Annotated in this window: 16 protein-coding genes; 10 read left to right on the top strand and 6 right to left on the bottom strand. The window is 52.4% G+C overall.

All coding sequences use genetic code 11. The annotated features are described in order from the left end of the window. Nucleotides 1–10 precede the first annotated feature (10 nt). The 7 genes from ACFS7Z_RS22630 (at nt 11) to ACFS7Z_RS22600 (ending at nt 8,558) form a co-directional block, all read left to right on the top strand. Nucleotides 11–730, top strand: coding sequence for a hypothetical protein (locus ACFS7Z_RS22630; RefSeq protein WP_377490000.1), 720 nt, complete (start codon nt 11–13; stop codon nt 728–730). Further along, nucleotides 730–2,070: a hypothetical protein gene (locus ACFS7Z_RS22625; RefSeq protein ID WP_377489997.1), complete on the top strand. Its 1,341-nt coding sequence runs from the start codon at nt 730–732 to the stop codon at nt 2,068–2,070. Before ACFS7Z_RS22630 ends, ACFS7Z_RS22625 begins: the two co-directional genes overlap by 1 nt. Nucleotides 2,071–2,084: 14 nt before the next feature. After that, complete coding sequence (locus ACFS7Z_RS22620; protein WP_377489994.1) at nt 2,085–4,088, top strand: hypothetical protein; 2,004 nt, start codon at nt 2,085–2,087, stop codon at nt 4,086–4,088. A 136-nt stretch (nt 4,089–4,224) separates the two neighbouring features. After that, the gene (locus tag ACFS7Z_RS22615; RefSeq protein ID WP_377489991.1) at nt 4,225–5,157 is read left to right on the top strand and encodes an aminotransferase class I/II-fold pyridoxal phosphate-dependent enzyme; all 933 of its coding nucleotides are present in this window, start codon (nt 4,225–4,227) and stop codon (nt 5,155–5,157) included. A 4-nt stretch (nt 5,158–5,161) separates the two neighbouring features. Then, nucleotides 5,162–6,220, top strand: a complete 1,059-nt coding sequence (locus ACFS7Z_RS22610) for a hypothetical protein (protein WP_377489988.1) — start codon at nt 5,162–5,164, stop codon at nt 6,218–6,220. A gap of 23 nt (nt 6,221–6,243) precedes the next feature. Then, nucleotides 6,244–7,668, top strand: coding sequence for a dipeptidase (locus ACFS7Z_RS22605; protein WP_377489985.1), 1,425 nt, complete (start codon nt 6,244–6,246; stop codon nt 7,666–7,668). Nucleotides 7,669–7,724: 56 nt separating this feature from the next. Continuing rightward, complete coding sequence (locus ACFS7Z_RS22600) at nt 7,725–8,558, top strand: amidohydrolase family protein (RefSeq protein ID WP_377489982.1); 834 nt, start codon at nt 7,725–7,727, stop codon at nt 8,556–8,558. Nucleotides 8,559–8,592: 34 nt separating this feature from the next. Here ACFS7Z_RS22600 and ACFS7Z_RS22595 read toward each other — a convergent pair whose 3' ends face one another. The 5 genes from ACFS7Z_RS22595 to ACFS7Z_RS22575 all read right to left on the bottom strand — a co-directional run bounded on the left by ACFS7Z_RS22595 (nt 8,593) and on the right by ACFS7Z_RS22575 (nt 15,322). Next, nucleotides 8,593–9,924, bottom strand: coding sequence for a sigma 54-interacting transcriptional regulator (locus ACFS7Z_RS22595; RefSeq protein WP_377489979.1), 1,332 nt, complete (start codon nt 9,922–9,924; stop codon nt 8,593–8,595). 498 nt (nt 9,925–10,422) lie between these two features. Continuing rightward, complete coding sequence (locus ACFS7Z_RS22590; RefSeq protein ID WP_377489976.1) at nt 10,423–11,289, bottom strand: RteC domain-containing protein; 867 nt, start codon at nt 11,287–11,289, stop codon at nt 10,423–10,425. Nucleotides 11,290–11,682: 393 nt separating this feature from the next. Further along, the gene (gene mobC / locus ACFS7Z_RS22585; RefSeq protein WP_377489973.1) at nt 11,683–13,626 is read right to left on the bottom strand and encodes a conjugal transfer protein MobC; all 1,944 of its coding nucleotides are present in this window, start codon (nt 13,624–13,626) and stop codon (nt 11,683–11,685) included. 29 nt (nt 13,627–13,655) lie between these two features. Beyond that, nucleotides 13,656–14,900, bottom strand: a complete 1,245-nt coding sequence (locus tag ACFS7Z_RS22580; RefSeq protein WP_377489970.1) for a relaxase/mobilization nuclease domain-containing protein — start codon at nt 14,898–14,900, stop codon at nt 13,656–13,658. 23 nt (nt 14,901–14,923) lie between these two features. Continuing rightward, entirely contained in the window at nt 14,924–15,322 is a 399-nt protein-coding gene (locus tag ACFS7Z_RS22575) for a plasmid mobilization protein (RefSeq protein WP_377489967.1), read from the bottom strand. 725 nt (nt 15,323–16,047) lie between these two features. Here ACFS7Z_RS22575 and ACFS7Z_RS22570 point away from each other — a divergent pair. The 3 genes from ACFS7Z_RS22570 to ACFS7Z_RS22560 are packed head-to-tail and all read left to right on the top strand — an operon-like array spanning nt 16,048 to nt 17,760. Continuing rightward, entirely contained in the window at nt 16,048–16,320 is a 273-nt protein-coding gene (locus ACFS7Z_RS22570; protein ID WP_377489964.1) for a helix-turn-helix domain-containing protein, read from the top strand. After that, the gene (locus ACFS7Z_RS22565) at nt 16,317–17,120 is read left to right on the top strand and encodes a hypothetical protein (RefSeq protein ID WP_377489961.1); all 804 of its coding nucleotides are present in this window, start codon (nt 16,317–16,319) and stop codon (nt 17,118–17,120) included. Before ACFS7Z_RS22570 ends, ACFS7Z_RS22565 begins: the two co-directional genes overlap by 4 nt. Further along, nucleotides 17,053–17,760, top strand: a complete 708-nt coding sequence (locus tag ACFS7Z_RS22560; protein ID WP_377489958.1) for an ATPase — start codon at nt 17,053–17,055, stop codon at nt 17,758–17,760. Before ACFS7Z_RS22565 ends, ACFS7Z_RS22560 begins: the two co-directional genes overlap by 68 nt. Before the next feature lie 37 nt (nt 17,761–17,797). On the opposite strand, the gene ACFS7Z_RS22555 is transcribed toward ACFS7Z_RS22560, so the two are convergent. After that, nucleotides 17,798–19,072 (bottom strand): Y-family DNA polymerase, encoded by a 1,275-nt coding sequence (locus ACFS7Z_RS22555; protein WP_377489955.1) that lies wholly within the window; start codon nt 19,070–19,072, stop codon nt 17,798–17,800. Between the last annotated feature and the right edge of the window lie 35 nt (nt 19,073–19,107).

The raw sequence follows: 19,107 nt of genomic DNA, 5'->3' as shown, positions 1-19,107 counted from the left end.
TAATGCAGCTATGTATAACAGAGAACAAGAGTATGAAGATGAATTCGAGTTCGACCAGGAGTTTGAATTTGAATACGACCAGGAAGGGGAAAATGGGTTTGACCAGGAATTCAGCGATGAATTCGATATGGAGTTCCTGAGCGACGGGCAGGGGGAGATGGGAGACAGCATGATGGAAATGGAGACAGCAGGCGAGTTGCTCACCGTCAGCAACGATCAGGAACTGGACCAGTTCTTAGGAAGCCTGGCGAAAAGGGCCGGTCGTGCCGTTGCCGGTTTTGCCCGCTCGCCTGCAGGCAATATGCTGAAGGGCGCTTTGAAAAAAGTAGCTAAAAAAGCTCTTCCCATTGCCGGCAAAGCCATTGGTTCCTATTTCGGAGGTTCTGCGGGGGGAGCTATCGGAGGAAAACTAGGCTCGATGGCGACGCGCCTGTTTGAACTGGAGCTGGAGGGCCTGAGCCCGGAAGACCAGGAGTTCGAAGTGTCTAAAGCCTATGTCCGTTTTGCCAACGATGCCTTGCGTAAAGGAGCTGTGGCCGCCAGAAAAAAACCAAACGCAAGGCCACAGCAAATTGTGAAGACAGCCCTCCGGCAATCTGCCAGCCGGTATGCACCGGGCCTGCTGACCGGTAGTTCTGGTACGGGGGGCAGGCAGGGCAGACTCCCCACTAGGGCCAGAAAAGGCACCTGGGTGCGGAAGGGCAGAGCCCTCATTCTGTACGAAGTGTAATGGCACGCGCTGTTGCTGAAACCCAGTTCCTGGAGAACGAGGCGCTTTCGCTGCTGGGCAGGCTGGAGATGGTGAAGCCATTTGCGCTGAACACGCCCATGGTCAGGGCAGCCGCTATTTCAGCAGAGGCTCAAAACGGTATCACCTTCTTGCTGAACAGGGTCAGCCAGGAGGTGAAGCAGAAGATAGAGGCGTATATTGCCTGGTTGAAAAACCCGTCAAACGCTAGCGCGCCGGCCTCCGAAGCACAAGCCCGTTTTGCCTACCTGAAGCTGCGGTTCAACAACCTGCTGGACCAGCTGGACATATTCGCCGATGTGTTGTCTCAAAGGGGAGAGCACAACACCGGCGTCTGGCTGGCTGGCCTGGATGTTCTGGCCATGGATGCGCTGTCCCTGCGGGGAAACTTCTACCACCCACCACCGCTGGTTTGCTTTGTTGAAAGGGGGCACGGCGCCGCAATACGGCGGGCCCGCACCAGGCTGCCGGGCGGCGACGACAACCCGGTGGCTGTTATCCAGGTGCCGCGTGAGAGGCTGATCGGAAGCGGCATCGCGTCTTCCATTGTGCACGAAGTAGGGCACCAGGGGGCAGCGCTGCTGAACCTGGTAGACTCCGTGAAAGAAGCCATTAGCGAGAAGATAGCGGAGGGGCATGACGAGTATGCGTGGCAATTATTAGACCGCTGGATTTCAGAAATACTTTCTGATTTCTGGGCGATGGCGAATTTAGGAATCGGCGCGACACTGGGCCTCATGAACGTGGTGAGCCTGCCAAGCTATTTCGTATTCCGGGTGGCTACTGACGGGCCACACCCTTTCCCGTGGATACGGGTGAAAATCAGTATAGTGCTCGGGAATGCGTTGTTCCCGCACCTGCAGTGGAAGTACCTGGAGAAGAAATGGGAGTCTTTTTATCCACCAAACAAACAAAAGGGTGACATCCGCAGGACCATCCGATCACTCGAACGCATCCTGCCGAGCTTTGCTGACCTGGTTGTAAATCACCGGCCCAAAAGCGTGAAGGGGCAAGCGCTAAAGGAGATTTTCCCGGTAGCGGATCGCCAACCCGCCCATCTGCAAAAGCTCTTTCAACGGTGGAGGTATGCTTCTAAGCTAATGGATAGTGCAGCGCCAACCCTGGTATTCGCAGTGCTCGGGCAGGCAAAATCAGACGGCAATCTTTCCACAGTAGAAGAAACGCACCTGCTGCAGCGCTTACTTACCAGGTGGGCCCTTATCAGGTCTCTGCACCATTGTGGGGCAGGTAACCAACATGTTGTGGAGGCGGTGCAGCACAGCCAAATCAACTTTACAAAACAGCAACTTCAACTTTTATAAAACAGGAGGTTATCATGGACGGAAAAAATATTAACCTTATATCTCCCGAGGATGGAATAATCCATACCGGTGATCGCATGCGCTTTTCTATTCATATAAAGAAAGCCGGTGATGATACTTTCAATAACATCAAGCACATAAACTTTGAAATAAGAAGCCTTCGGGAAAACAGTAGCTTCAAAATTTCAAAAAAGAACGTTCCTCCAGAGTTTCATAATAAAGACGAAATAAAATATGTCTGGAAGATCAATAAACCGCTACGGGAAGGGACTTATAAAGCGAAAGCTACTCTTATACCTAAAGTAGAAGATCCCCAGCGTAACATAAGGGATGAAGTAGAGCCTCAAATATTTGATGTCCTCCCGCCTAAACAGCCACAGCCAATGGCGCTGGCTAAAGATACGGAGATCGGCATCCGGGAACCTGCTATCAAATCACCTGTCAAGGTGGTCTTACAAGAGGCAAGGAGAAAAGAATCCTCTGACCAGCTCTTGTGGATTCTGATCAGGAACAGGACCATCAAGTTTGACAAGTACGAAGATTTCATTGAGAGTGTCCTCTGTGATGGTGACAAAGAGCCCGATAGAGTGAAAAGGGCAGTGTATGCCAATGCTAACAGGCTGCCCTTCCATCATGTGGCATCCTACAGCTTGCTTAAATACGCGACAGAGCACTACCTGATGCAGGAGTGCGGGCTGGTACCCACAGGTCTTCTGGATGGGGATGGGTGGAGTAAGTACAAAAATGTTTTTAATAATAAAGATGAACGAGACCGTACCGCCCGTACGGAGATTGACATAGCAGAGCTGAAGAATGATTACCTGAAGAAATTGACCGGAACCGGAGGCGACGGCTATAGCTTACCTTATCTGGACCTCATCCGTAGGAAGCTAAAAGAAGTGCCGCTGAAGAAAATCTATGAGATACCGGTAGACGGTTATGGTCCTATCAGCATAGACAATGCCTGCTACGGTATCTTGAAATCCAGGCTGCTAGGGCCATGCATGCTGGAGTTGATCTGGTCTTACTGGCACGAGGAGGGGGGACTGGTACAGACGATGAACGCCATCAGCCGGCGCTTTCAAAACATTCGGAATGGGTATGGCAAGGATCCCTTGGCAAATTTTAACCTCGACCCGCTTCGCCCTCTAAACAACCTGTTGTGGGGATATATCGAGGATGAACGCAACAGGTTAAGCATTGCGCGCCGTAACCTCGAGTACCAGTATGAGTACGGTATCTCGCTGATTGGGAAAGCCGTGCCACAGGTGGGCGTTGCTGAGCATCGCACTAATTTCATCAGAGCGTTCCATAACCTGTTGAAAGCCTGCATGGACTTCTACAACCAGGCAAACTTTACTACGGTCATACCGGATGGTTTCCCGCTGCTGAACCATCTTCGGGAGGTACATTTACTGCTGGCAGAAGGAGCGCACAACCAATACGGGGACCTTCCCTGGACATCCCGCATTGAGATGCTGATCCAGCAGTGGCTCTTGTCCAGAACTGAGATGCGCGAGTTTATAGGTGGCCGGATCATGGTGCCTTATGCAGAGCCCTGGATGGATAGAGTGGATACCATGAAAACGCTTCAGGGCTGGAATAACACCAACATTACACATTTCCACGACCTGGGCGTCTTCGGGGAGCAACTGCTGCTATCTGTTCGCTTTGGTAACTGGAACTCTACCACAGGAGTGGGTGCAACTAACGCGGCTAACTGGGCGCACTACTGGCGCAATGAAGTGCAGCGATACGTGCATGCCTATAATGCTGTGACAGGGGTAGACCTTAGCACAGACGTAACCGATGCCAGGGTGCAGCAGCCCTCGATGGAAGAAAGGTTTTTACCTCCCGCCTTTCTTATACAGAAACAGGCCGGGCTTCAGAGGAGCAGGCAGCAATATGCCCTGCAGTCCTCTACTGCACAGCCAGGCCTGGTGCAAAATAGCAGGGGCATTGCAGTGCCAGCTACCTCCCTGCCTCAACCCTTAGGTCAGAAAAAGCTGAATGGATGACTTCACATCAGTACTGTATTTAGGTTTTCATCACGATTCCAGGCAGATTCATCCTTGGCGGAAACTGACGACAGGAGTGCCCGCAGCCTTAAGAGAGAGAAAAACAGATAGATGGCTCGCAAATGCAGTTGCCAACATGCAAGGACTTGAAAGGGGCGTACTGGCCCCTTCCTCCCTGCATTTGTTTTGGGATGTGATGGGAAAACTTGGCAAGGATGCGCTGGTATTGGCTGATGACAAAGTATACCAGGTAGCCAGATGGGGTCTTGAAAGAGCTGCCTGCCACGGGGCCAGCGTGTTATTTTTTGAACACCACAATCCTAAGAGTCTGGAGCAGCAGTTGAAAAGGCAATGCACCTCTCACTGCAGAATGGTATTCGTCCTGACGGATGGATGGTGCCCTCACTGCGGGAAAGCCGCTCCTTTGCCGCAGTACCTAGCACTGGCAAGAAAGCACAATGGTTTCCTGCTGATCGATGATACCCAGGCATTGGGTGTTTTGGGAAAAAGCCCGACCAGAAGAATGCCTTATGGCGAGGGAGGTGGCGGACTATTGCAGTGGTTTGGGTTGCGCGGACAGGATATCATCACTATCTGTTCACTGGCCAAGGGCTTTGGCGTTCCGGTCTCCGTGATGAGTGGGAGCGCCTCTTGGATAAACCAATTTGTGCGGCAAAGCGAAACAAGGGTACACAGCAGCCCGGTATCGGTGGCGCACGTGCATGCGGCACTACATGCTTTGTCTGTTAACAGGAAACACGGCCAGGTACTGCGGCAAAAACTGCTGCAGAATGTAAGGCGATTTCGAAAGTCTGTGTCTCGGCTCGGGTTCTCAGCCAGGGGCAGTTTCTTTCCGGTGCAGACGTTAAGACATTCCTTGGATATTCCACCGCAGGTGCTTTATCAGAAGTTATCCGAAATGGGCATAAAGGCCTTGCTGCTGGAATCCCATGAATCCATAGAGCCGCGAGTATCCTTTTGCCTGTCCGCTTCCCATACTACTGACCAGCTGAGAAGAATGGCAGTTTGCCTTTCCAAGGTAAGTAATTTTGTAACTCTAATGGTATAGCCTTATGTTTAATGCATTCCTGAAAGCGCCGACGAAGCGCTTGTTTAACAAGGCACGGCCGGGGAAAAAGATTCCAACCAGAAAAGACGTTTCTCCTTATGTTGCTTCCAATAAGAGGGGGATTCCAAAAACACGGTTACTGGCAGTGATCACCTTAAAGGACAGACAGCCTGCTTTTACCATAGAGACGACCGTGCTGGGTAAAACGCCCCACATTACCAGTGGAATAGGAGGTCTAGGCGGCGCCCGTGTAGCCGTACAATCTATATTGGGGAAAAAGTTTGTCTCCTTGCCAAGTGGTGGAGTACGGGGCAACGGGGGCGTTCTGTTCCTGCCCCAGCCAGGTTCTAGGGAGATCAGACTGTATGCCTGGAACGTAGAAAGGTTAAGCCTGAACAGAAACTGCAGCAATGAGCAACACGCAGAAGTCCAGTTCTTAACTTGGTTAAATAAGCATATCCAGCAGTTTCCAGGGTTTGTGAAGCGTATCCAGAAGATAAAAATATACATTAACAAAAGCCCTTGTAATGCTTGTACGGAGGATCTGTGCACTTTCATCAAGAAGCACAACCTTGAGCGCAGGATCTTTATCGAGTGGGAGGAACTATACAAAGACAAAGCCTGTGGCAGCACGGATGTGCAGAGGCTGAAGGATTGCAACATCAAACTTCCTAAGGAGAGCGAAATTGCGCATGAAACCAATACACTGCTAAAAAGACTTAAACTGGCAAAGCAACAGCAGCATACCTACCTGTTCGACCAACGTGTGCATGCTCACAACCCGGAGGCAGTTAACAGAAGGTTGGAAAGGCTGATGAATGACAGGAAGCCACCAGCTAGTATGCTGTCAAAGGTTTTTGCCAGCCCGCATAACTACGCCCGGCTAAAGCGCCTTTTTCAGACTAAAATAGACAAGGGGCTTTACTCCAATAGAAAAGATGGAGGAGTGGAGGTTATACTTTCTTTTAAGTTCAATACGGGCTGGGCCTACGGAAAGCCGGTGAAGCGCTTAAAGATGATCATGGACAGGAGGGGAGGCTGGCATTATTTCCCGGTTCCTTAGGGTGACAATTTAAATGTAATTGTATGACTTCTGTTCAACCAGTTCTTTCTTATGCTTCGGGGAATCTTCCTCAATTCATCAAGGACTTGTCCAGTTTTATACGCTTTGAAAGTATTGGTACGGACGCAAAATACAAGCGCCAGACAGCAGCGTGTGCCAACTGGCTGGCCGGGCATCTCAAGAAAACAGGCTTAGAGCATGTAAAAGTCTTTCAGACAGAAAAGCACCCTGTCGTATACGCTGACTGGATCAGGCATCCTGCTAAACCTACTTTACTCATTTATGGTCATTATGATGTGCAACCGGTACAACCTCTCAAAGAATGGGTAAGGCCTCCTTTTGTGCCTTCAGTGGAAGGTAAGTATATCTATGGCAGAGGTGCTTCAGATGACAAAGGACAGCTGTTTTCGCATGTGAAGGCGCTGGAGTCTTTCCTGAAGACAGAGCGACAGCTACCCATCAATGTAAAATGTGTTTTTGAAGGCGAAGAGGAAATGGGGAGTCCCAACCTGGAGGCTTTTCTGCACAAGCACAAAAACCTTCTGAAAGCGGATGTGGCCGTCCTGTCTGATATGGCTATCCTTTCAAAAGAAAAACCTTCTTTAACGTATGCTTTGCGAGGCAGTCTGAGTGTAGAATTAGAAGTCATTGGGCATGGGGTAGACCTGCACTCAGGTAACTTCGGAGGAGCAGTACATAATCCGCTTCAAGCACTGAGTGAGATCCTGGCTAAGCTGCATGATGCATCAGGCAAAATTGCTATACCTGGTTTTTATTCCGCTGTCAAAGTCTATTCCCAACAAGAAAGAACCTATATGGCCCGCTACGGTCCAAAAGGAAAGGATATATTACGGGATGCACGGGCAGCAAGAGGTTGGGGAGAAGAAGGGTATAGCATTTATGAGCGCACTACCATCAGGCCAGCGCTCAGTATAAACGGGATAGTGGGTGGTTACCAGGGACTAGGTGTGAAATCCGTCATTCCGGCAAAGGCAAGTGCAAAGCTAAACTTTAGACTTGTTCCAGACCAGGACCCTCATGACATTGAGAAACTGTTCAGGCAGTATATAAAAAAGATTACCCCTGATACGGTTACGACACGTGTGCATGCTAACCTTTATGCCAGTGCGTATGAGTTGGATGTAAACCATCCGGTGCTAAAAGCCGGGAAGTTTGCGTATTCCAAGGGTTTTGGTGTGCCCCCCGTTCTTACCCGAATAGGTGGAACCATACCTGTGTTGAGTCTCTTTGAGAAAGAGCTGAATATACCTTCTGTGTTATTGGGATTTGGATTACCTGATGATCGCATTCATGCACCTAATGAGCGTTTTTTTCTACCTAATTTTATGAAAGGTATTCACACCTGCATCTGGTTTATGTTGGCTTTAAGTAAATACAGGTTGCCGGCTAATTCACAGAAGAAAGGAGAGGCACAGTACCTGACCTGAGTACTAAAAGATAAGTAAGAATGCAGCACTATTGTTTATCCTGTTTTTGATATGCTATGATAATTGACTGCCACTGCCATGCCGGAAAAGGAGACGGGCTAACCGGGCCTTGGGATACGGATGCTCCCTTAGGGGAATATATGAAATGGGCGAAGGAAGCCGGAGTGAACAAAACCGTGCTTTTTGCTGCTTTTCATTCCGACTACAGGTTTGCCAACCAGGAGGTCGCCAGGATAGTGAACCGTTACCCCTCCAGATTCTATGGTTTTGCCTTTCTGCACCCGGTGCGGGACAGGGGGCGGGTATTCGAGATGGTGAAGACTGCAGTAAAGCAGTACCACTTTTGCGGCATCAAGGTGCACCGCTACGATGCCCGAATCACCCGGGAAATCTGTGAAACTGCCCGTTCCTTTCATTTGCCAATCCTCTACGATGTGATGGGAGAGGTATCGGCGGTGGAACTGCTGGCAACGCAGTACCCGGGGGTGAATTTCATTATTCCGCACCTGGGTAGTTTTGCTGATGACTGGAAAGCTCAGATGGGTCTCATAGACCACCTGGTCCGGCATCCGAATGTTTACACAGATACCTCTGGCGTGCGCAGGTTTGATTTACTGAAGATAGCCCTTGTGCGGGCAGGGGCACATAAAATCTTGTTCGGTTCGGACGGCCCCTGGCTGCACCCTGGGGTTGAGCTGGCGAAGATAAAGGCCCTGCATCTAACCGCAAGAGACCTGCAAATGGTAGTGGCGGGTAACTTCCTCCGGCTGATTTCAAAGGTGCAAAGAAAACCATTAGCTGTAAAAAATGCATTGGGTACAACAAACGGTGTTTCCCCGCAAAAATACCTCGACCCCTGGCTGGCAAACAAGGAAGCGTTTGGTGAATGAGGCTATGCAGACCGCTTGACTTAGCCGGGCTCTCTCAGGCTCCTTTCAGGTAAGGGCTGGTAGCATCTGCCTTTTTATGCATTTGCAATATTCGCTCGCTACATCCAAGTTTCCGGGCAGCCTGTTTTACATTTCCATTTTTATCCTCTATAGCGATCTCTTTGACCATGTCAGCCACCAGGTCCTTCAACTCCTTTAACCCCACGCCCGCATAGAAAAGTCTTTTTACAGCCTGCTCCAGCTCCACCTTTCCTGGCAGCGCTTCTGCCTCCTCAAAACTCGGGCGGTCTGCCTCAGGGATATCCCCCAGTGTAAAGGCCCCGTCCCCCACGTGTTTGTGGGCTATTCTGCTCACCAATTGCTGGAGTTCCCGCACATTTCCCGGGTAGTCCCGGGCAGCCAGGTACTGGTAGAGTTCCGGATCAACGGGTTGAGGCTTATGGTGGACGTGCTGCAGGAAATGATCTACCAGGAGCGGAATGTCTTCTCTTCTTTCCCGCAGGGAAGGGAGCTGACAGCTATAACCGGAAACACGGTAGAAAAGGTCTTGCCGGAAATGCCCGTTTTTGACTTCCTCCGCGAGGTTGCGGTTGGTGGCGCTGATCAGGCGAAAGCTTGTTTTGCGCCAGGTGTTGCTTCCCACGCGCTTGTAGGTTCCTTCCTGCAGCACGCGCAGCAGTTCTGCCTGCAAAGAGGCCGGCAATTCTCCTAACTCATCTAAAAAAAGGGAGCCCCCATTGGCCAACGCGAAAGCACCATCCCGGGTGCTGATGGCATTGGTAAAGGCCCCTTTCTCGTGTCCGAAGAGTTCACTCCCCGATAGGCCCGGGACAATGGTGGTGCAGTCTACTACCACAAGGTCCTGCTTGTCTTTCCGGTTATCCAGGGCGTGAATTTCTTTCGTGACGAGTTCTTTTCCCGTGCCACTTTCCCCCAGCAGCAGGATGGGGCAACTGGTGGAAGCCATCTCCACGATTTGCCGGAGCGTAGCGTGCCAGACCTTGCTTTTACCGATAAGGACCTTTTGCAGGGACTGTAACTGGTGTTTCGCGCTCCTCCAATACTCGAGCCGGGCTAAAATAGCCTCCCCCGGTTTATCTGTTGCTTTCCACACAAAGACATCGGAGGCTCCGGCGCTAAGCAACTTCCAGGCCGCCCCCCTGGGTAAGGTAGTGAGGGAAACAGCAATTACCTGCTGTTCACAAAGGGAAGCTGTTGAGGAAACAGATTCCTCAACAGCTTCCAGGGAAGATAGATGATCTAAGAATATAATACCCGGGCCCGTGGGTTTCTCCTGGTGGTGAAGTGCCTGAAGGTTTAGCTGCGCTTCCTCTAAGGCATATATCACATCAGCCAGTTCTTTCAAATTTTTACAAAAGCTACTGAACCATAGCTCAGCAAGGTCTCTATTTTCCAGCATGTTTCAGAGTAGTTTGAATAGCGGTAGAATATAAAATGGAAGCCAGAATTCTACAAACGGCTAAATGCCCGCTCTTCTTAAAGAGAGCAGGAAACTATCAGCTACAGGGATGCTGAAGGGGAGCGTAAGGGTATTGAAGCCAGGGGAGGCTATCCATGTAAAGATAAAAAACTTGGTAGAATAATCATATAATATTTACTTAAATTTTTGATTTTTTTCTCACACATGCTGGGTAATTTGGCCCATGTATTTCTCTTAAAAGTAGATAGCACTATTAACATGCATACTTCGAAAAGTCTCATTAGACAGACATTGCTACCAAAGGTGTGGGGATGTGGTAAAGTCACATCGGGAGCTTTTCCGTATGCCCACACCTTCTTATTAGAGTCTTTAACCGTTTCCAATCCTTATTATCTCTTTCAACCATGTGCCGAAGCCTGGCCATCATTCCTCGTCCATCTCATCCATGCGCTGCAGCAGGCGCTCCTTCATCAGGTCCAGCAGTTTGGTCCTGCTGTCCTTCTTGCGCTGGCGCATCTCCTGGAAGGATTGGAAGACGTTGCCCAGTTCCAAATGGAAGAACTCCTCCACCTGCTGGACTATCTCCGTTAGGCCAATGTTGCCGTTGTTGATTTGGCCTGACACATGCAGGGCATAAACCAGCTCAACGAGGTAAATCTTTGGGCCGGTCCAGCGCAGGCTGCTCTTTTCATGCAGCTCAGGTTTCTCTGCTGTTTTTGCTCCTTTTTGTAACATCAGCGATTTTACCAGGTATTCCCGTAAACGCTGTTTTGCCAGGAAGCAGGCCACGATATAATCATAGTGGGTGGTAAAGCGGGTGTCTGTGTCGGGTGCCGGTGCAGGAAGGGAAGAGACACTGTAGTAAAGCGGAAAATCACAATTCCCGCGTACAAAGAGCCTGGCGTCCAGGAAGGTGGACCCGGAGGTCATGTACCGGTAGAAGGGGGCATGTTCCTCATAGAAAATGCGGATGAGCAGGAGCTCGTTCTCATAGTGTTTCCGGATGTCCTTCGGCCTGCCAAGTGGCAGCCGGAGCTCTATCAGGGCCAGCCGGGAATGGTAAATCAACAGACTGGTGAACCTGGGCTTGACTTGCTTGAAGAATCTTATCTCGTCCTCTTCCCTGGGGAAGGAATGGGCCAGGACCAATTCTTTAAGCTCCCGGATAGCCTCATTCAGAAGCCTCAGGATTAGCTCATGGCGCTGTGCCTGGGTAATGGAAGGGGTAGCCTCTGCCTCCTGTAGGCTTGCCACCAGCTGATCATAAAGTTTGTCGGCTTGCTGTATCATTATTGTCGCCTCATAATATTTCAACGTCACATATTCTAAAGTCTCTTGGCTTGCTACAGTTACTGTCTACGGAGGTGCAACGCTTTTCAAGGAAAGCGGGGAAGTGGTAATCGCTGGGTTTTGTTCTATTATTTGTCTGTTACAAGCGGCGCAGGTGCCAATGTTTTATTCTAATGGTCTGAGTTATAATAAGATTTTCTCTACTGTTAGAAATTAATGTGTTTATATGACAAAACAATGTCTATTTGCACCCGTTTTGTAACATGGTATATAGTGGATATTATGTTGTTTATACTCCCCATTTTGCCTGGCCAGGCCTTCAAAAAGGCACCCTCCGCTCAGGCTGGGTTTAAAGTGGAGCTGGACATGGAAGGAGCGCTGTACCTGTCTTTGCTAGGGTTTCCGGTGCTGCGCTGCCATGGTAAGTATTGCCCGGACCTCCTCTTTTATCTTCCTGTAGTTCTCCTGTACAGCGTCTGCATCAGGTTCCCTGATGACAGGTACAGGCACATATTCCTTTTCTTCCCTGGCGATGGCCACATGGTCATTGAGGAGGAAGGCGTGAAAAGTTTTCAGCGCTATCCGGCACTGCGGGTCATCAGCCACCGTGCCCACGAACTCCCCGGAAGAAAGCGAGGAGATGGTGGCCGGCGGCACGGCGGCGTCTAGCTGGGTGGAGCGGCTAACGGAGGTGTCGCTGCTGTTTACAGAAACGCTCTCCCGCTGCTGCACAATCCTGCCGAAGCGCTCGGAGAGCTGTTTGGCCGTTTCCCCGCTCACCTGCCCGCTGATGACGTTTCCCACAATGTTCATCACTACCTCTGCCTGGTCCCGCCCATAGTCCTTCTTGAGCTGGCTGTAGTCCTGCACGGCCAGGGTGGTGGCCACTTTGTTGGAGCGGGCCGTGGCGATGAGGCTATCGATGCCGTTGAAGTAGACGGTCGGGAACTCGTCAAAGATGAGGCTGCTCTTGAGCCTGCCTTTCTGGTTGACCAGCTTGATGGCCCTAGCGATGTAGAGGGAGAGCACCGCCCCGTACACCTGCAGCTTCTGCGGGTTACCCGCCAGGCAGATGACTTTCGGCTCCAACGGGTTGTTGAGGTCCAGCGAGAAGTCATTGCCCGAGAGCACGTAGTAGAGCTGCGGGGAGACCAGGCGGGCCATGCTGATTTTGGCGCTTGCCACCTGGCCCTCGAGCTGCTCCATCGCCTCGTGCTCAAAGGCCGAGACGAAGGGATTGATAAGTACTTCTATCTCCGGCTCGGTGCGCAGCAGAGCGAACAGTTCCGGGTAGCTTGCCTGCATGAGCTCAATCACATGGGGCAGCGTGCAGTACCTGCCTCCCTGGTATTTTCTCAAAAACCAGATGATGGCGGTGACGAAGTTGATGGGCGACTCCACGAAGAAGTCCCCCTGCCTTTTTATCCACTCCCGGTTCAGCCCCAGCATGATGGTGCGGGAGGCCTCCGTGGCATCGGTGATGTCGGTCATGGTGTCCGGGTCGAGCGGGTTGCAGCGGTGGGTGCGGGAGAGGTCATCGAAGTGGATGAGGTAAAACTTTGGCTTTACCGGGTACTTGTCCGCGTGCCGGAGCAGGGCATTGTAGGCGATGCGGGTGAGGTCGTCGTACTTGAAGTCGTAGAGGAACATAGTGAAGCCCTTGCGGATGTGCTGCGTGATGACATGGCGTATGACAAAGTAGGATTTGCCCGCCCCGGGTGTGCCGATGACCAGGAGGGCCCGGAAGGGGTTGATGATGTTTATCCAGCTGCGGCGAATCTTGCCCTTGAGCGTGTACCGGGCGGGGAGGTTGATGGAGTACTCGTTCTCCAGCCGCCGCTCCTCCTGCGGGAAAGACTGGTTTTCTTTGTTGAAAATGTCCTGCCCCAGGCTAAGTTTCAGCAGGCGCGAGAGCAGCGTGCCGCCTGAAAGGAGAAGCAGGTAACCTATTCCGGTCATGCCCATATAAGCTGCTGCCAGGTGAGGCGTGATATAGTCCGACAGCAGGAGATGGCTTGAGAAGTAGAACAGCAGGCCCGGCAGCAGATATGCAGCGATGGTATTGTAGCGCAGATGCTCGTCTTTCCTTCCTTTGGCTCCCAGGAGGGAGACAAGCAGCAGGAGCAGCGCCGCTCCCCTGACTTTGATGCTGCTCTGGAATAATGGCATGGCAGCAAAATTCAGCGCCACCCGGTCAGTGAGGGCAGCTGTCAGCCCCCACTCCCGGAAGGCGGCGTGGCAGGCGATGTAAAAGTGAAGGAGCAGGACCGCGAGGCTCAGTAATCTGGTGAAGTCGGTGACCTGGCGCAGTCCCTGCTGGTTTTCCCCTGTGTTCATTTTCTCTGAAGTTTAGAAATAGCTTAGGTTTACAGTCTGGGTCTTCTCTTTATCTTTTTCTTCCTGGTTTTCAGTGCGTGGGGAAGGTAATCCCCCTGTTGCTCGGCTTTCAGCAGGTCCTGCATGATGTCCATGGCGTTGGTACTGAAAGTAGCTGGTGCTGCAGCCTCTGGCAAAGACACTCGTTGGGGAGTATTTTGCTGAGATGGCATCTCCTTGGACATTTTTTCTCCTGTGCTAGTTGCTCTCTCCTGCGAGAGACGCTCCAGCAGCGCTTTCGCGCCGTAGGCCTTGCCCAACTCGCTTCCGTTAAAGACCGCCCTGCGCCGGTGGTCAATGAAGGTCACCCCGTAAGTCATCCCCAGGGCACTTTCGTGGAAGAGCACCTGGATATTTTCCTTTTGCAGGAGCTGCTTAAACTTCTGTTTGTCGGGAGGTGGTGCCGGGGTGAGAATGCTGTCGATGCTTTTCTTCAGCGCTTCCCGGTACAGTTTCCGATGTTGCCTGTTCTGCCCGAACCGCTTCTCCAGGTTTGCCAGCGTCGGCTTTCCATGTATAACGCTGGCTTTTATCGGCACACCTGCCTTTTGTCCCTGTGTATCAAGCATGCAGTAAACGAGTCCGCCCTTGCGGTGCATCTGCGAGTTCTCTTTCCCTGGGTCCGCCGTCACATTGAATACCCGCAGCACCGCGTTGAGCTCCGCCAGGGAGGTGTAGTTGTAGCCGCGGGTGACGGCAGTAACGATATGGGAGACGGTGCGATTCGTCTCTGACTTCCCGTACAGGGCCGGCTCCAGTGTGACGGGTAGAAGGGGCAGCGCCGCTGCTTTTCTTTGTGCCTCTGCCCGCACCAGCCCATACTCCAGCTCTATGGCCTTGCGGGCCTGCTCTGATTTTTCCCGGCCGATGTTATGCAGGTCTATCCGCTTGCCATCTGCCCGGATGTTCGTGGAGACGATGTGGAGGTGGGGGTGCGCCGCATCCAGGTGGCGGTAGACCAGGTAGGGCTGGCCGCCAAAGCCAATCCTCTCCATGTAGTCGGTGGCGATGCGCTGCAGCTTTGTTGCTTCAAGCTCCTCACCCAAGGCGAAGTTGAGGGAGATGTGCACCGAGTTTGTTCTCACCTGCGGGCTTTTCTCCAGGAGCTGCTCGAATCGTTCCAACTTCTCCCGAAGCCTTAGCATGTGGGGCTCCTGCAGGAAGCGATGTGCCAGGAGCAGCTCCGCCTTTCCCTCCTGTACCTTGTGCTCGTTGTAGTGAATGACACCTTTCATGTTTTTACCGGTGATGATTTTGGCTACCATCTCCTGGCTAGCTGGGAGATGAGCGAGAGCAGCAGATTCACCTTTTGCTCCACCTTCCGGTACTGCTCGAGTGCCTGGTAGGCAAGGAACACCCGTTTGTGCCCTCCGGTGCTGGCGTTGAAGTGGCGCGTGATTTGGTTGATGTTCACGCCGATGGCCCGCAGCTCCTCCCTCACGCTGGCCAGCTCCTCTGTTACACCGTCCAGGGAAGCGTCCTTATAAAAGAGCTTGATTGGCCTGCCCGTAAGCGTGCGGCGAATCACCTCCCCGACGGAGTGGCAGTCGCTTTGAAGCTGTAGCCTTTTTAGGTGCCGGTGCTCCGCAGCCGTCACGCGCACAGCGACAGACTTCACCAGTAGCTCCTCATGTGTTTTGACTCCTTTCCGTGCCATCGCTTATGCTGTTACTGAAAGAAAAAGACCACCGAGTTCCGAGGTGCCGGCGCTTTGGAAACAGCTGCGGGCGAGCCCGTGGGAGCCGCAAATGTTTACAAAAATACATCTTGCTGTTCCCTTCACAGGAAGTGTAAAGCGCCTTTGTCTCCTCTCTTTTTTCATCGCTGTACCTGTTAAAAATCTTTAAGTGCAGTAAAGGGAAGGCAGCCGATTCGTGCTTTGGCCTGAGGGCCTTGTAGCGGTTTCAGCCGGGGCGAGGGGTATAGAATCCTTAACATAGCTGAGCTGCCGGCGCGCCTTGACAGTGGCTGGCTTTGCTTTGCCCCACCTGTAGCCAAAGGTAAATGCACAAAGCATGTTGATACCTCATGTGCTGCAGTCGCTTGGCTGTTTTCTCGCTGTGTTGTAAGTCGCTGCTTTGCCATTGTTGTCTTAGTTTGGTGACCCAAGATTGCGGGAAGGCAGCTGACTTTTTCACAAGTTCTTCCGTAGTGGGGAAATTTTTTTTTGTAGCCCTTTTTAAGAAAGCGTGAGTGAGTCTTTGACGGATACTTTTGCTCCTGAAGCGCCTTTGGATGCGCCTTCACGTGATTATGAGCGAGTGAAGTAGCTTTTTCTGTGGGAATTTTACTCCTAAAAATCTTTCCCTCCTTCGGTCCTTCTTGTGAAGTTCTGTGGCAAAGAGTAGGAAACTTTGCAGCCTAACCAAACACAGAAAAGCTATGGCAATGGAACTCATCACCAAAGAAGACCTGCAGCTGTTTCGCTCCCAGCTGCTCGAGGACCTGCGGCAGCTGCTCTCAAAGCGGCCGCAGCAAACGCAAAAGCTGGTGCTCAAGTCCGCGGAGGTGCGGCGGCTGCTCCAGATATCACCGGCTACGCTGCAGACCCTGCGAATCAACGGCACATTGCCCTCTGTCCGGATTGGCGGCACGATTTACTACCGCTCTGAGGACATTGAGCGGCTCCTGGAAGGAAAGGAGGCACGGCCATGAACTACATCGCCCACCTGAGCGGCTTCTTCCACAGGGTCTCCCGCGACTACCGCCTCAACCCCACGCACGTGAGCCTGTACATGGCCCTGTTCCTGCAGTGGAACCTGTGCAGGTTCCGCAACCCCCTCTCCGTCTCCCGCGCTGAGCTGATGGAGATTTCCCGCATTAGCTCCCGCGTCACCTACCACCGCTGCATCAAGGAGCTGCACGCCTGGGGCTACCTTCACTACGACCCCTCCTACAACCATTTCCGGGGTAGCCTGGTCTACATGCTGGGCTTTGATGACATGCAGGACAGGAAATGTACTGCTGAGCAGTCCAATCTTTGTACCGGCGCTGAACCAACAGTGGACTCTGGCTGTGCGGAAGGTGGAGAGGAGGTAGGCCCTTCTATAAACAGTATAAACAGTATAAACTTTAAAAACAGTTTAAACGAGAGAGCGCGCGCGCGAGAGAAAGGTTCAGAAAATGAACAGGAGGGAGTCCGAAAGGAGAAAAGAAAAGAAAAAGGTTGCGCCGAAAAAGAAAAGAAAGAGACGCTGCATGGACCGCCGGAGCTGGAGGCGGTACAGTGCTTTTTCCTGGAGCGGGGGTACCGGGAGCTGGAGGCCTTTCGCTTCTTCCACCACTACAGCGCCAACGGCTGGATGCTGGGCCGGAACCCGATGCAGGATTGGCAGGCGGGGGCACGAAAATGGATGCTCAATGAGTTAAGCCAAAACGGGGAGGGGAATGAAAAGAGCCAGAGAAACCGTGAAGCAGGACTTGCCGGGGAAAGAGACTACAGTGAACCCCTCTGAGGAAACCGCGCAACCAGAGGAGGGAAAGCAGAGCCTTGATTTTGCACAGCGGCTGGCTTTCCTGGAGCGGAAGGGAAAGGAGCTGTACGGGGAGCACTTCCGGCTGTACGGAGAGGACTACCCCCTCCTGGAGAAGCTGCTGGCTTACGCGGCGGGAGATAGGCTGAGTGCGGAGCGGCAGGGGCTCAGCCTGCGGAAGGGCCTCCTGCTCTCGGGGCCCATCGGTTGCGGCAAGACCAGCCTGATGACGCTGCTGCGCCTCTTCCTGCCCCCGCAAGAGCGCTACCGGGTCAAGTCCTGTCGGGAGGTGAGCTTTGAGTTCCACCGGGAGGGGTATGAAGTCATCCAGCGCTATACTCAGCCTCCTCCCGGCTCGCTCCTGAAGGCGAGCGCCTACCTCTTCGATGACCTGGGGACGGAGAGCAGCGGGAAGCACTATGGCAACACCTGCAACGTGATGGGGGAGGTGCTGCTGAGCCGCTACGACCAGTTTGTCCTGTGGGGCGTGAAGACGCACCTGACTACAAACCTATCTACATCAGAGATAGAAAAAGCCTATGGGAAAAGGGTGCGATCCAGGATGCGGGAGATGTTCAACCTGGTGAGCTTCGATAAGGGGGCAAAGGATAAGAGGGATTAAAAAGATGAAGTGGTGATTAGACACTATGAGATTCCTGCTACCTCACATACACCGTCTGTATCTCACTTAAGCGAGTCGTGTAGCAGGGGGATTTCATGTCGCTTCTGAGCAGCCAAGCCTTGTCCACTCCCTGTGTTGCCACGCTTACCTTGCCTCTCCCGAACCTGTCGGTTAGTCCGTCTATGACCTCCATCAGCTTCGCGTGCTTTCCCCTGTCCACTGTATCGAGCAGGTCCAGCTGCACCTGGTTCTCGGGCACGATGTCCGTCACCATCACTCCGGATTTCTTGTACCAGTAGCCGTCGCGGTAAATGGCTTTGAGGGCGATGTTGGCGTAGTGGATGAGCTCAATGTCAGAGTTGGTGGCCACTGGAAGGCAGATGGTCTTGCTGCCGTGGTACTGGCTGTCGCGCTCTGAGAACCAGTTGGTGTTGACAAACACGGTAATCAGCCTGGCGCAGCTTTTCTGCTTGCGCAGTTTTTTTGCGCATTTAGCTGCGTACGTTGCCGTTGCCTCCTGTACCTCTTCAAAGTTGTTGAGCTTCTTGCCGAAGCTTCTGGAAGTGCAGATGCCCTTCTTTGGCGGCGCCACCTCTTCCAGCTCCAGGCACGACTCCCCACGCAGCTCTTTCAGCAGCCGTACACCCACCACCGTCATGTGCTGCCTCACCCAGTTCTCTGACAGCTGCGTGAAGTCATAGGCCGTATGGATGTTCCGTTTCTTCAGGAAATTGGCGTACTGACCACCGATGCCCCATACATCTTCAATATTGGTTGCTTCCAGGGCTTTCTGGATATGGTAGGGGGTTGTGAGTACCAGCACGCCGTTTGCCTTTTTGGACTTCTTGGCGAGTTTGTTTGCAACCTTTGCCAGTGCCTTCGTCGGGGCCACTCCCAGACTCACCGGGATGCCTGTCCACTGGTGCACCGTTTCCTTTATCTCCCGGGCATAGGCATTCAGGTCTTTGCTGTAGAAGTCGCCCAGGTCCAGGAAGCATTCGTCGATGGAGTAGATCTCTATATTGGGTGTGAACCTCGACAGGCATTGCATAACTCTGTCTGACATGTCTCCATAGAGCACGTAGTTGGAGGAGAAGGCATGCACGTGCCTGTTGTCCACTAGGTTCCGAATCTTGAATAGCGGCTCTCCCATCTGTATGCCCAGTGCCTTTGCCTCATTGCTGCGGGCAATCACGCAGCCGTCATTGTTGCTCAGCACCACCACGGGCTTTCCGTTCAGGGCCGGCTTGAACACCCGCTCACAGGAGGCATAGAAGTTGTTGCAGTCGCATAATGCAAACAGCGTAGTCATTGCTTCACTGGCTTATGGAGTATCCAAACCACCAC

This window comes from Pontibacter toksunensis, assembly GCF_042686245.1.
In the GTDB taxonomy this organism is placed as follows: Bacteria; Bacteroidota; Bacteroidia; order Cytophagales; family Hymenobacteraceae; genus Pontibacter; species Pontibacter toksunensis.
This window is presented reverse-complemented; position numbering and strand designations above follow the sequence as displayed.